Below are 13,696 nucleotides of genomic sequence, written 5' to 3'. Positions count from 1 at the left end.
GTTTTTCATTGAATAGATACACTTGGATTCTTGTCGTTCTTATCCCAGATCCTGCGCATATCCCGGATCGGGAATATTCACCAGCGTCACATACAGGCTGGAGCGATCGTTCTCGCCGCTGCGATAGGACATCAGTTCATCGCCTTGTACATGTACTACGTCTCCTGCGGATACGGCAAGCTCGGTGCCATCGCAATCGAAAGTTCCTGTTCCTTCACTCACCAGAATATAGACATCGGCTCCCGGATGACGGTGTGCAGGCAGCTGCTGGCCGGCTTCAAAATTTAACGTAAATACGATACTTCCAGGCTGTTTGAATAGAATACGTTTGGTAAAACGCTCCGTCTCGTACGGTTGGAATTGGCTCAATACTTGATGTTCCATAACTTATCGATCCTCTCATCTGGTTTATCGGCAATGCGAATAGGTAGCGAATAATGTGGTCGCTGATACTCTCTTGATTATAAAAGGATAGCGATCCAGACTTAGTGATTACAATCACTAAGTACAGTCTGCCTTCATGCTATCGTACAGGTAGAAGTCGATGACGCTTCTATCCGAATAAGCTCCAATGAAAGGGAAATGCCCAATGAGCAAAATGATTGCCATGAATCTTCCCATTGCCGAACTGGCAGCCCAGGACCCGCATATTATTACGATTATGCAGGAAATTGGCTTTACCGATATTACGCGTCCCGGTATGCTGCAGACCGCCGGACGCCTGATGACACTGGAAAAAGGTGCAGCCCTCAAACGAATCAGCCATGAACAGATGCGTCAGGTGTTTGCACAGCATGGATATACCCTATGCGTGCCCAATAAGGGAGGAAACGAACAATGAGCGAGCTGATTAACAACCGTGAAGCAAGAGGACAGCATGAAGGCGATCTTTCTGCTGAACATATATTAAATGCCCAGCGCCAGACCGTGCTCAAACAGCTGATCAAGGAACTGCATGACGGTCAAAGTATACATGACGTAAAAGAGCGTTTTCGAGAGGCCGTAGGTCATATCTCTGTCGCCGAAATTTCACAGCTGGAGCAGGCGCTGATAGAAGAGGAAGGGATTCCGGTTAGCGAAGTGCAGCGGCTGTGCAGCGTACATGCCGAGATGTTCAAAGGCTCTATCGACGATATTCATCGACCTGCCGCTGGTGCACCGGAAGAGCAGCCCGGTCATCCGGTACACACTTTTAAAATGGAAAACCGGGCGATAGAGCGTCTGGTGCAGTTTACCCTGTCCCTGCATATGGATCGCTTCCGCCGCGAACCCGGTGAAGCCCAGCGTATCCAGCTGCTGGAGGATATGAATCTGCTGTATGATGTGGACAAGCACTACAGCCGCAAGGAAAATCTGCTGTTTCCGTTTCTGGAAAAGTACGGTATTCACGGACCAACCCAGGTCATGTGGGGCGTGGACGACGGGATTCGGCTGGGACTCAAAGAGATCAAAGGGCTGCTGACAGGGTACCGTAAGGATGCTGCAGAGTCTACGATTCAATCCGTCTCTGCCGAAGAACTGCTGGGTCTGATGGAGCGGGTGCTCCAAGAAGTGACAGACATGATCTTCAAGGAAGAACATATTCTGCTGCCGATGGCACTGGAGACACTGACCGAAGACGAATGGCTGCAGATCGCCCGCGAAAGTGCCGAGATCGGCTACTGCCTCGTATCTCCGGAACAGGAATGGATTCCTGAACGTGCCCCCGAACCGGAAATGAAACATCCATCTGCTGCACGGGAAGAGCTGGGAGAAGGCGGAAACGAAGAGAATGGAAGTCTGCCGCCGCTGCAGGATGGTCTGGTGCGAATGGGCACTGGCATTTTGTCTATCCATCAGCTGGAGACGATGCTCAATCATCTGCCGGTGGATCTGACCTTTATCGATGAGAATGATGTAGTACGTTACTTTTCCCATGGCAAAGAACGGATCTTCGCCCGTACCCGTGCCGTTATCGGACGCACCGTCCAGAACTGCCACCCTCCGCAAAGTGTGCATGTCGTCAACGAACTGCTGGCCGACTTCAAAGCGGGACGTAAAGACGCCGAAGATTTCTGGATTCCGCTCAAGGACAAGTTTGTGTATATCCGCTACTTTGCTGTTCGTGATGCGGAAGGGACGTATATGGGTACACTGGAATTCACGCAAAATATCAAGCCGATTCAGGAGCTGAGTGGGCAGAAGCGTATTTTGTCCTGATCTATTCTCGTTCTAGTTATAAAACAGTGTCAGAAAGCATAGAGTATACTTCTGTGCCTTTTGGCAATGGATTTCTGCAATCGGTACAAGTTGAACGATCAACATTTTCTTTTATTCCCAACGGTACTTGTTTCAGGTAAAGTCCCGGCATCAGATAGATTCCAGATAGATATACGTAAAAAAGATAATCTGTACTTTTATCAAAAACACGTAATCAAGTAATCCTGTTATTGATAGGGATATTACTTTATTACGTGTTTTCGAATTTATTTATCCACAGTCTATCCCCAAAGGAATATTCAAGTAGAAGTAGTAGAGCAGCTAACAAAATAAAACCATTATACAATAATGAATAAATATACATAAATGAATAATAATGTGTACTCTTACAGATAAACGGTTTGTATTAGTGCCTATAACGGCGAATTACAGAATGTTGGTATGTAACGGTACAGCAGTGAAGAAGCAACTATTACTCTACAGGTATAACACAGCAAAAAACAGCCGATGCGAAAGGTCGGCTGTTTTTTGCTGGATAATATGCGCTAAGTAATATGAGCTGGGTAATATTGGCCGAATAATAGACGAAATCGAATGTTCGGCAGCTTTTCAGCAGCTGAATATCCAATCAATACATTTACTAACGAGATCTCGATTGGAGCTTATTTACCCTTGTGACCGGCTGTAATACATAATCAAATTCAACTGCTGCTGATATTATGCTTATCCGACAGGGCTTCCTTTTCCGCCAGCATCCGGATCAGTTCCTGGGCATTGGGAGTGGCATCACCTGCGGAGTTGTTATTGAACACGATATAGATATGATCGGTCTGTTCCTGCAGCTGCAGCAACCGGTCACGCCATTCGGTCAGTTCCTCGGTATTGTAGTTGTACAGATAGCGCAGCTTGCGCCAGTCGGGATGGCTGCTCTTGTGCCAGCCGTCTACATTGCGTCCGTGCATACGCACATAGGTCGCCTGCCGGGAAGTAGCAGCTGTAATGATCGGGATCGAGCCCATTCCAGCCTGCGGTTCATCTACTATCGTATGAATCCAGCCTTCCTTGCGCATGAATTCCAGTGTGCGTTCGCGGAATTCCGGCATATACCAGGTCTGGTTGCGGAATTCGAGAGCACACGGGATATCCTTCATCAGCTCGCGCGTCTCGCGCAGCGTCTCCACATTGTCCCGATTACAGTCAAACCATGGCGGATACTGGAACAGTGCCATCCTCAGCTTGCCAGCATCAATCGCCGGCTTCAGCGATACATGGAACGCCTCGAACATCTCTTCCTTGGTATCAAAATAATTCTTTTTGCCGCGCAGATGCCCGGTCATTCCCTGATACGCCTTGAAAATAAAACCAAAATCATCCGGTGTCTGCTCAACCCATTTGGTTACATTTTTGACCGGCTGGACGGCATAGAACGAACTGTCTATTTCAACGATCGGAAAATGCTGGCTATAGGTAGGCAGCCGCTCGGGCGCTTTTATTTTTCCATATAGCTCGGGATGACCCCGAATCCGGTTAATCCAACTTCGATCATGGCGGTTGACCTCCTTTTCGGCTGGAGCAAGTCGACAGAGATAGACATCCATGGAATCTCTTCAACACCCTACCGTTCAATACAGATTATTAAACGAATCCAGATCCAGCCTAAACAGAACATCGTACTGCCTGTACGGAAATGACCAATAGTACAGCATGCAGGCGAGGAGTACGTAAAGAGTAAAGTTATACCAGAAAGCAGATCATTCGCCTCGTAACATACAGGGTGATCTATCCATATTGTGAGAGGATTAACCATATTTTCTACATCCTATACAAAGAAAAGACGAATTAACCCGAATATTAGCTAATCAAAATTAAAATATATTCTCTTTCCTAAAAGCTTCGTATACACTGAAATCATCATACAGGCGTACCCATCCAGCATGAGATAAAGCACAGTAATGGTACTTATGAAATGATGAGCAAAATTAGAGAAAACAGGGGATGAACGAATGAGTAAACACAAGCTTGGTATGCTGGGCAGAATATGGATGGTGATGGTACTGCTGGTAGGTTCGATAGGCGTACTAAATCAGCCTGCACTGATCCGGCAGGTATCTGCAGGAGGGATGGAGCCATATCTGGGGGAAATCCAGCTATTTCCTTACCAGTTAGCGCCTAAGGGATGGGTATTTGCTGCCGGACAGCAGCTGTCGATCCAATCCAATACAGCGTTATTTGCACTGCTGGGTACCAACTTTGGCGGTGATGGAAAAACAAAATTTGCACTGCCGGATCTGCGTGCCAATACGCCTGGGGGAATGGGCTATTATATAGCAGTACAGGGCATCTTTCCGAGCAGGGATGATCGTATAGAGGGTGCCGGAAATGCGATGCTAAGCGAGATTCGTCTGTTTCCGTATACTTTTTCACCTTCCGGCTGGTTGGCTGCCAACGGACAGATACTGAATATTGCAGATTATTCTGCACTCTATAGCAAGCTGGGCACGAATTTTGGCGGCGATGGAGTGACTACTTTTCGTCTGCCGACTCTCGCGGATCCCAAGGAAAATGTACATTATCTGATATCTACCGATCCCGCCAACTATAATCAGGTGACCGATACCGAATATCTGGGAGGGATTATTTCGTTTGCACTGCCGGTATCCGTTACTCGGCTGATGGAAGCCAGTGGCGCTTCGCTGCCGATAAATCAAAATCAGGCACTATATAGCCTGCTCGGTAACCGATTTGGCGGAAATAACGTGTCTACCTTTAATGTGCCGAATCTGAATGCCAATCAGACGACATTAAAGTACTATATGACGAACAGCGGTATATTTCCTTCTTTTGAAGCCACTACGCCGATGGCACATGATGATCAGTATACTGTTAACAAAAATGGAGTATTGATTGTTATGGGTACCGGAGTGCTGGTCAATGATGTGAATGCATCCACGGCAAATCTGGTAGCGTCACCTGCCCATGGAGCCTTGGATTTTCATACGGATGGCAGTTTTCAATATACGCCAGCCGAATCATATACGGGTACAGACTTCTTCACTTATGAAGCTGTCAATGGCAGCGGTATCTCGGCGGCAAATGTAACGATTACCGTACAGGAAACGGAGCCGCCGGTAGTCAGTGGTGTGCAGGATATGGAAGTATACCATACACCTGTTGCTCCTGTATTTACGAATGCGACAGCCTTGCTGAATGGTCAGCCGTACACCAGTGGAACAGCGGTTACAGCAGACGGTCTCTATGCGCTGAGAGTTACGAACAGCTTTGGTGTAACTGTTGTTCATTTCACGATTGACCGGACAGCGCCGGTAGTCACAGGTGTTACGTATGGTCAGCTGTATTCGTCGAGTACGGTGATTACTTTTAATGAAGGCACAGCTACACTGGATGGCCGTGCATTTGCCAGTGGGTCTGCGGTGACGGAAGAAGGAGAGCACCAGCTCATTGTGACAGACAGTGCAGGCAATACCAGCAAGGTTGCCTTTAGTGTGTATTTCCCGCGTACTGTTGCTTTTGATAGCCAGGGAGGAACTCTGGTAGCGGATCAGCGTGTGAACTACGGTACTTATGCAGTCCAACCTTCCGCGCCGACCCGCACCGGCTATAGCTTTGGCGGCTGGTATATCGATCAGGAAAGGGAAACACCGTTTGATTTTGGTGCAGTGGCAATCAAGGCGGACAAGACATTGTACGCCAAATGGATATTGAATGCCTACACAGTAAGCTTTGATTCCAGTGAAGGTACCTTTGTAGGTAGCCAGCATGTGGAGTATGGTAGAACAGTAGCGAAGCCTGCTGATCCAACCCGCACCGGTTATCATTTTGCTGGCTGGTATACGGATGCTGCGCGGACGATACCGTTTGCTTTTGGCAATGCGGTCGTGACTGGCGATGTGACCTTATATGCTGCTTGGACCACGAACAGCTACACGGTGAGTTTTGATACGTATAACGGTTCTGCCGTGCCGGATCTGTCTGTCAATTATGGAGACAAGGCCGTCCAGCCTGCTGCGCCTTCCCGCACCGGCTATCTGTTTGCCGGCTGGTACACGGATCGTTCGTATAGCACACCGTTTGATTTTAACCATACGGCGATTACCGGCAATCTGACCCTGTATGCCAAATGGGTAACCGAAGCGTATACAGTCACATTCAACACCTATGGCGGGACAGCAGTACCCCCTCTATTCGTAGAATATGAAGGGACTGTAACAGAGCCTGCCCAGCCGACGAGAGACGGGTATATTTTTGACGGATGGTATACCGATGGCACCTTGTCCCGGCCGTTCGGGTTTGGTACAACACCGGTAACGAGAGATCTGACCTTGTATGCCGGCTGGAAAATAAAGCAGATACCTATCGACAACAAAGACGACAATAAACGTTCCGGCGATGCGGTGTCGACGATTACCTCTAACGGCGGCAGCTTGATTATTCCGGTTGGGCGTTCAGGGCAGCTGAACACTACAGGCATCGGCCTGTTTATTCCGGCCAATGCAGCCTCTGAAGAACTGAGAATATCGATGAGTCGTCTAACAGACAAGGACACGCAGCAGATGTGGACGAATGGAGCTCGCCCGGTGAGTCCGGTGTATGAGCTGCTCAAGAACGTTTCCCGCAACTTTAATCTTCCGGTAACGTTGACACTTACCTTTGATCCAGCAGCATTAACGGGGAATCAGACACCGGGCATCTATTACCTGAATGAAAGTACAGGCAGCTGGGTACAGGTTGAAGGAAGTCGTGTCGACGGCAATCAGATTACGGCGCAGGTGAATCATTTTACCAAATTCGCTGTGCTGGCAGCAGGCGAGACGCCGAATAGTAACGTATCGGATACTCCGCCAGCGGCTGATCCGGCAGTAGATAAGAATGCTGCATCCTTTAGCGATATTGATGGACACTGGGCAGCAGAGAGTATCCGTCAGGCTGTAGATGCAGGTATTGTCAAAGGCTATGCCGATGGTACATTCAAGCCGGGGCAGGCAGTGACACGCGCCGAATTTACACTTATGTTGTTGCAGGCGATGGGATTACCGGGCAGTGGAACCCCGCTTGCTTTTACCGATAAAGAAAAGATCGGTGCATGGGCCCAGCCAGCGATTGCAGAAGCGGTGCGACAGGGTTGGATTCACGGCAATGTGGATGGTTCTTTCCGTCCGAACGACCGGATTACACGCGCTGAAATGGCTGTGATGGCAGCAGCAGCACTGCACAGCAATACTTTATCCAATCCCAAAACTACCTTTGTGGACGATAGCAAGATTCCGGTATGGGCGCATGATGCCGTAGCAGCTATGCAGCAAGCAGGCATCCTGAGCGGCAAATCGGCGAATACCTTTGACCCTGCCGGTCAGACAACACGTGCCGAAGCAGTCAAAGTGATCATGATGATCCAAGCTATGCGAAATAGCTAGGATTGCTGATTCGTTCTTACCAGCAGCAGACACATGCCATGCAGCGGCATGTGTCTGTTTGCGTAATAATTCTTTAATTTGGTAAGCGGCTGATATTTCTTCCGCCGGGCTGGTTAAGTATGAAGAGGGAATGATATCCACCCACATATAAAGGAGGATGATTTGCATGACTGACATACTTAACGCTATCAAGAACAGAAGAAGCATCTATGGAATCAGCAAAGAAGCCGTAACATCCGACGAACGCATTCAAGAAATCGTGGAGCAGGTGGTACTGCATACGCCGTCTGCCTTTAACTCCCAGAGTGCCCGGGTGATGATCCTGCTGGGTGAAAAGCATGACCAGCTGTGGGATTACACTACGAATATTCTCAAGGAAATTGTACCTGCCGACAAATTCGAGCCGACCCAACAGAAAATGGACAGCTTCAAAGCCGGTTACGGTACGATCCTGTTCTTCGAGGATGAGTCTGTGATCCGTGGTATGCAGGAACAGTTCCAAGCGTATCAGGACAAGTTCCCCGTATGGTCGCAGCAAGCGAACGGCATGCATCAGTATCTGGTCTGGACGCTGCTGGAAGCGGAAGGCTACGGCGCATCACTGCAGCACTATAACCCGCTGATCGACGAGAAAATCAAAGCCGAGTGGGATATTCCGGAAAGCTGGACGCTGATCGCGCAGATGCCGTTCGGCAAACCGACAGCTCCTCCAGGAGACAAGGAATTCAAGCCGCTGGAAGAACGGATCAAAGTACTGAAATAACGAATAATTTTATATGAATATAGATTGAAAAAGCAGGCACCTGTAGGAAAGGGTGCCTGCTTTTTGGTATGGGTGCATCTAGTCGAGATATACAGTCGCTCTATACGAGCATGTTCTCTGCCAGTATAAGAAATAATCAGTGCTTGTCATGAACCGCCTGGCGCCTTCAGTATAAAGGAAACATCGCCCTGTTTCTCGCCATTCACATACAGGCGGATATGATGAATGCCAGGATAATACACGCGTGTGGTAATCAGCTTGAACGAATGCTTTTTGCGCATCAGATGCTGCCCCGGAGCGAACTCGCGGGATACCCAGCGAAAGCGTTTGGCGGCGTGGCGTCCGTTGGCCTTCATTAGATCCACTTCGTAGTCAATCCGCAGATTCTGCGCAGACACTGCCTCGTTGAACAGGGTAAAGGAAAGTTCAATATCGTCACCGATCGCCACCTCCGGCACACTCACGGCAAAATCAGCGGCCCGTACCTGTTCATTCGGCAGATAACCAAACAGATCCATTACTTCCGGATGATCCTGCTTGAGCAGGGTGCGGCAGCCATGACGGATAATCCAGTCGGTATGCGGATGCTGACCGTGCCATTCGCGGGCAATCGCCGCAATCCGGTCGGGGTGATCCTTGGCAATATCGTTCAGATGATTGGCTACGCTTTTGCGTACGTAGAGGGAAGGATCTTGTTTTAGCTTGTCCAGTACACGCAGCGTAGGCTCGGGATCGTTAATAAACATCTTCAGCTGAAACGACCATGGCAGACGTGGCCGGAAACCTTCACTGGCGAGCCGGCGGACATGCTCATTCTCATGATCCGCCCAGCGGTTCATCTGCTCCAGCATTCGCTCCGGGTCCTGCAGGATAAAAGGGCGCACCGCGAACTCTGCACTGGAATAGCGGGTAAGCTGCTCCAACGCCTGCATGGACAGATCTACCTGTTCCAATCCGTTCAACTCTACATAATCCGGGAAAAATAAATATTCTATACCTGTGCAATCCGGCGCCATCTCGATCAGCAGGGATACAGCCTGATCATAGGGCAGGGAAAGAGCGGCAGTCAGCGCTTCGCTGATCCGCCGAATACGCTGCTTGAATGCAAGCTCCTCCCAGCCAGCATTATGAATATGCTGATAGAAGGTCAGTGGTTCAAAATGGGCAGTATAAAGCTGAATCTTATCCGAGAATTGTTGCAAAAAAGTATCGTTGTACAGATCTTTGAATGTCTCCATCCTATCACCTCACTAGTCATAGTCGCTATTTGTATCAGGTATTGATGCTCCGTATTCGTATGTAGAGATAATGAGTAATACACTGTTACCAACATACCATAATTGAACATTCAAAATCTTGCGTTTGTATTCGCTTAGGAACATGCCAAACAGCCGAAAATCCGTTCTTTGGGCGAAGGATTTTCGGCTGTTTTCCAAACTACAGAAGTAGCCTGTTGGACAGTTATTTGATTATGCTTTTCAGCTAAAAAATACAGCGATTGGAGCTGTCTCGCTTGTCACAACTTTCATTTAGGACGGACTTGGATTCGCCTCGTCCGGATTTTGCTCTTCGGATTCTTCTTCCGATTCCTCTGCAGAATCTTCGCTGTCAGCCGATTCTTCCGCATGGGAAGCAGGATCGTGCTCAGACGGCTCGATATTCAGCAGGTCGGAACCCTCTTCCAGCACACCATCTTCCGGAATCGCGAGGCATGGTTGTGTCGCGTAATATCCTTCTACCTCATCCTCGGTCAGATCGTTCTCTGGCAGAGTCCATACGGATACGCTGCCGCCATTAACCGGGAAGTTGGCCCAGCCGTCTTCCTCGATCTGTACATGGTGCTGACGATTGCGGGTCAGGTCGATCCAGATCTCGCCAGCACGTTCTTCACCGACGAACATCCGTTTTTCGCCTTCTTCGCCATTGGTCATTACGACTGCACACCCGGAACGTTCGATCTCGCTGCTGCCTCGGCGTACCCAGCCGATCGTGTTCGGATGATCAAAGTAATCTTCTTGATCACCATAGGATTTGTGGTAGCGGGCATACAGCAGGCAGTCCAGCATTTCCTTTTTGCCTGGAACCGGATTCTCGCCGCCGATACCGAAATAGTCACCATAGAATACACATGGATAGCCTTCCTGGCGCAGCAAAATAAGCGAGTACGCCAGCGGTTTGAACCAGTCTTCGATCCAGGATTCCAGGGCTTCATTCGGCTGGGAATCATGATTGTCGACAAAGGTTACGGCATGGGTCGGATGCGTCTGTACGAGCGTGTCGTTGAAAATCGTCGACAGATCGAACGAATTGCCCGATGTAGAAGCGGCATGCAGCTTGTAGTGCAGAGACACGTCGAACAGGTCAATCTGGTAATCGACCGTATCGAGGAATTCCTGACAGGCAGCCAGCTCCGGATTCCAGAACTCGCCGACGATGTAAAAGTCCTGTCCGCGCTTGCTGATCATCTCGCCGACAAAGTTACGGATAAATTCGTAATTGATATGCTTGATCGCATCCAGACGGAATCCGTCACAACGAGTCGTATCGATCATCCATTTGCCCCAGTTGACCATCTCGTCGCGCACTTCCGGCATATTGTAATCGATATTGGCGAACATGAGATAATCGTAGTTGCCGAATTCGTTATCGACATTTTCATTCCACTGCTTGTCCCCGTCAGCGATACGGAAAATTCCGGTCCGTCCCTCACGGTTATCATAGTCGGTTCCATTAAAATGATGATAATCCCACTTCATTGCAGAGTACGTATCACCGCGTCCGGGAAAAGTGAACTTGGTCCAGCCTTCAATCTCAAAAGGTTCAGAGATGACCTCTGTCCGATTGTTAGGATCGACCTCGACCACTTGAAAGACTTCCGTCTCATCCGCACCTGCTTTGTGGTTCATTACCAGGTCGATATACACGTTCATGCCGAGCCGATGACAGACAGCAATCGCATCCAGCAGTTCCTTTTTGGTACCGTACTTGGTGCCGACAGCGCCTTTTTGATCAAACTCGCCAAGATCATACAGATCGTAGATGCCATATCCGGTATCCTGCGGCGTATGTCCTTTGGTAACCGGTGGAATCCAGAGCGTCCCGATTCCAGCCTGCTTCAGCTCGGGAGCAATGTCCTGCAGCCTTTTCCAATGTGAACCATCCGCTTCGACATGCCACTCAAAAAATTGCATCATTGTTACATTGCGATTCATGTATACATCCCCTTTATTCCTCTATTCAAGCGGACGATCTGCCGACCAGGCAAGAGAAAGAGAGTGAATGACTCTCATAGCGCAGATCTGTCGTAGATGGCGTACGGCTGTGAGAAACATTACCCATTTAGTTATCAGAGCTAAACATATAACAGAAGTTTGATATTAAATTCTGCTAACGGGGAGAAGATGCAATAAAAACGTCATTTTAATCGACGAAAAGAACAGTAAATCACAGAATTCAGGACGTGGTGTTGAGATACGTATCTTCGAGTACATCCACCGTGTCACCATACTCGCGGATAATATGCACTTTGCCCCACGCACAGAGAGAATCCAGAATTGGCTGTAGACTCCAGCCATATTCGGTCAGCTCATATTCTACCTTGGGCGGGATAATATTGTAGGTGATCCGGTTAATGATTCCGTCTTCTTCCAGTTCGCGCAGCTGCTGGGTTAGCATTTTCTGGGTGATTTTTGGCATAAGACGTTTGAGTTCGCTTGTTCTTTTTTTGCCGTGGGTCAGATGACAGAGGATCACGGACTTCCATTTGCCTCCGATCACTTCAAGGGTAGCTTCTACAGAAATATTGTATTTTTTCACGGTTTCGGGCATGGTTACCTCCTGGATAAGCGCTTGGATCACAGCATGGTGCAGCTGCTGTCCGGGCGCATGGTTTGAAATCAAAGAAAAAGCCGGATCAGCTGATGCGTCAGCGGCTTGGGATGATAAAGCAAATGTAGGGTACAGGTACTTTTTGGTACCTACCATACTTAAAAGTACGTACTGTTCATCAGGTACCTCATGATTCATAATAGCATTTGCTGGCCGGCAATTCTAGAGGATCAAGGAGAACCCATGAATACACAACAGAAAAGAAGTACACTGGCATTGCTCGCACTGGCTATCAGTGCCTTTGCGATTGGAACAACCGAATTTATCAGTGTAGGACTGCTGCCGCTGATCGCCGGTGATCTGGATATCGGCATCTCGACAGCGGGACTTACTGTGACTTTATATGCGCTGGGGGTTACCTTTGGTGCGCCGATCCTGACTTCGCTGACGTCTTCGGTACCACGCAAAACGCTACTGCTGATCATTATGATCGTATTTGTGATCGGTAACAGTCTGGCTGCAATGGCGGACAGTGTGGCTCTGCTGCTGACCGCACGGGTCATCTCGGCACTGGCACACGGTATTTTTATGTCGATCGGTTCTACGATAGCGGCGAATCTGGTCGCAGAGAATCGGAGGGCAAGTGCGATCTCGATCATGTTCTCGGGTCTGACGATTGCTACTGTGACGGGAGTGCCGCTCGGTACCTTTATCGGGCAGCAGTACGGCTGGCGTACAGCCTTTATCGCGATTGTTGTTGTCGGTGTGATCGCGCTGATCGCGAACAGCCTGCTGATTCCTGCTCACCTGAGCAAAGGCAAGGCAGCAGCTTTTCGCGATCAGCTGCGCCTCCTGTCGAATGGCAGACTCGTTCTTTCATTGATTATTACAGCGCTGGGTTATGGCGGTACATTCGTTGTTTTCACGTATTTGTCTCCACTGCTGCATGATATTACAGGGTATCAGGTACCTACTGTGACGCTATTGCTGTTGTTTTACGGTATTGCGATTGCAATCGGCAATGTCATCGGGGGACGGGCAGCCAATCATCGTCCGGTGCATGCGCTGCTGATTATGTTTGTTATTCAGGCATTGGTATTGTTCCTGCTGCGATTCACCGCGCCGTATCCGGTGCTCGGGCTGATCACGGTGCTGCTGATGGGGCTGTTTGCCTTTATGAATGTATCCGGTCTGCAGGTGTATGTGGTTACGCTGGCAGAGCGGTATGTGCCGCAGGCTGTCGATGTGGCGTCAGCGCTCAATATTGCAGCCTTTAATGCCGGTATTGCGCTGGGTGCCTATCTGGGTGGACTGGTAGTGGATCATCTGGGATTGATTCATACGACATGGACCGGCGGCCTGATGGTGACGGCAGCTGTGATTCTGACCATCTGGGTTCGGCATTTGGAAAGTAAAGACGATTCGATTCAACACTCTGCAGCGCGAACAGCTGCAACACATATGGAGGGGTAAA

The 13,696-nt window shown here is 49.1% G+C and carries 10 protein-coding genes; 5 read left to right on the top strand and 5 right to left on the bottom strand.

Translation table 11 applies throughout. The annotated features are described in order from the left end of the window. Positions 1-39 precede the first annotated feature (39 nt). Positions 40-384 carry a cupin domain-containing protein gene (locus tag AR543_RS01135; protein ID WP_060531070.1) on the bottom strand — a complete coding sequence of 115 codons (345 nt, stop codon included), beginning with the start codon at positions 382-384 and terminating at the stop codon, positions 40-42. 205 nt (positions 385-589) lie between these two features. On the opposite strand from AR543_RS01135, the gene AR543_RS01130 reads away from it, so the two are divergent. Both AR543_RS01130 and AR543_RS01125 read left to right on the top strand, forming a co-directional pair. Beyond that, positions 590-841 (top strand): DUF1858 domain-containing protein, encoded by a 252-nt coding sequence (locus AR543_RS01130; protein WP_060531068.1) that lies wholly within the window; start codon positions 590-592, stop codon positions 839-841. Beyond that, positions 838-2,199 (top strand): DUF438 domain-containing protein, encoded by a 1,362-nt coding sequence (locus tag AR543_RS01125; protein ID WP_060531066.1) that lies wholly within the window; start codon positions 838-840, stop codon positions 2,197-2,199. The genes AR543_RS01130 and AR543_RS01125 overlap by 4 nt, the downstream gene beginning before the upstream one ends. Positions 2,200-2,900: 701 nt before the next feature. Here AR543_RS01125 and AR543_RS01120 read toward each other — a convergent pair. Continuing rightward, the gene (locus AR543_RS01120; protein WP_227871809.1) at positions 2,901-3,797 is read right to left on the bottom strand and encodes a DUF72 domain-containing protein; all 897 of its coding nucleotides are present in this window, start codon (positions 3,795-3,797) and stop codon (positions 2,901-2,903) included. 405 nt (positions 3,798-4,202) lie between these two features. Here AR543_RS01120 and AR543_RS24605 point away from each other — a divergent pair, with 405 nt between their 5' ends. Continuing rightward, a complete protein-coding gene (locus AR543_RS24605; protein ID WP_060531064.1) occupies positions 4,203-7,631 on the top strand; it encodes an InlB B-repeat-containing protein in 3,429 nt (1,142 codons plus the stop codon). Between the two features lie 166 nt (positions 7,632-7,797). Continuing rightward, entirely contained in the window at positions 7,798-8,394 is a 597-nt protein-coding gene (locus AR543_RS01110; protein WP_060531062.1) for a nitroreductase family protein, read from the top strand. 146 nt (positions 8,395-8,540) lie between these two features. Here AR543_RS01110 and AR543_RS01105 read toward each other — a convergent pair whose 3' ends face one another. The 3 genes from AR543_RS01105 to AR543_RS01095 all read right to left on the bottom strand — a co-directional run bounded on the left by AR543_RS01105 (position 8,541) and on the right by AR543_RS01095 (position 12,222). After that, positions 8,541-9,632 (bottom strand): DNA alkylation repair protein, encoded by a 1,092-nt coding sequence (locus tag AR543_RS01105; RefSeq protein WP_060531060.1) that lies wholly within the window; start codon positions 9,630-9,632, stop codon positions 8,541-8,543. Between the two features lie 291 nt (positions 9,633-9,923). Then, positions 9,924-11,606 (bottom strand): alpha-amylase, encoded by a 1,683-nt coding sequence (locus tag AR543_RS01100; protein WP_060531058.1) that lies wholly within the window; start codon positions 11,604-11,606, stop codon positions 9,924-9,926. Between the two features lie 241 nt (positions 11,607-11,847). Continuing rightward, a complete protein-coding gene (locus tag AR543_RS01095) occupies positions 11,848-12,222 on the bottom strand; it encodes a winged helix-turn-helix transcriptional regulator (protein ID WP_046227518.1) in 375 nt (124 codons plus the stop codon). A 243-nt stretch (positions 12,223-12,465) separates the two neighbouring features. On the opposite strand from AR543_RS01095, the gene AR543_RS01090 reads away from it, so the two are divergent. After that, the gene (locus AR543_RS01090) at positions 12,466-13,695 is read left to right on the top strand and encodes an MFS transporter (protein WP_060531056.1); all 1,230 of its coding nucleotides are present in this window, start codon (positions 12,466-12,468) and stop codon (positions 13,693-13,695) included. Position 13,696 lies beyond the last annotated feature (1 nt).

This window comes from Paenibacillus bovis (genome assembly GCF_001421015.2).
GTDB lineage: Bacteria > Bacillota > Bacilli > Paenibacillales > Paenibacillaceae > Saccharibacillus > Saccharibacillus bovis.
The sequence above is the reverse complement of the archived record's forward strand: the minus strand, read 5'-3'. Positions and strand labels throughout refer to the sequence as shown.

Bases quoted from the DNA above. Each gene is read 5' to 3' on its own strand.
- AR543_RS01130 (WP_060531068.1), top strand. From the start codon at position 590: ATGAGCAAAATGATTGCCATGAATCTTCCCATTGCCGAACTGGCAGCC.
- AR543_RS01125 (WP_060531066.1), top strand. From the start codon at position 838: ATGAGCGAGCTGATTAACAACCGTGAAGCAAGAGGACAGCATGAAGGC.
- AR543_RS01095 (WP_046227518.1), bottom strand. From the start codon at position 12,222: ATGCCCGAAACCGTGAAAAAATACAATATTTCTGTAGAAGCTACCCTT.
- AR543_RS01105 (WP_060531060.1), bottom strand. From the start codon at position 9,632: ATGGAGACATTCAAAGATCTGTACAACGATACTTTTTTGCAACAATTC.
- AR543_RS01100 (WP_060531058.1), bottom strand. From the start codon at position 11,606: ATGAATCGCAATGTAACAATGATGCAATTTTTTGAGTGGCATGTCGAA.
- AR543_RS01090 (WP_060531056.1), top strand. From the start codon at position 12,466: ATGAATACACAACAGAAAAGAAGTACACTGGCATTGCTCGCACTGGCT.
- AR543_RS24605 (WP_060531064.1), top strand. From the start codon at position 4,203: ATGAGTAAACACAAGCTTGGTATGCTGGGCAGAATATGGATGGTGATG.
- AR543_RS01135 (WP_060531070.1), bottom strand. From the start codon at position 384: ATGGAACATCAAGTATTGAGCCAATTCCAACCGTACGAGACGGAGCGT.
- AR543_RS01110 (WP_060531062.1), top strand. From the start codon at position 7,798: ATGACTGACATACTTAACGCTATCAAGAACAGAAGAAGCATCTATGGA.
- AR543_RS01120 (WP_227871809.1), bottom strand. From the start codon at position 3,797: ATGGATGTCTATCTCTGTCGACTTGCTCCAGCCGAAAAGGAGGTCAAC.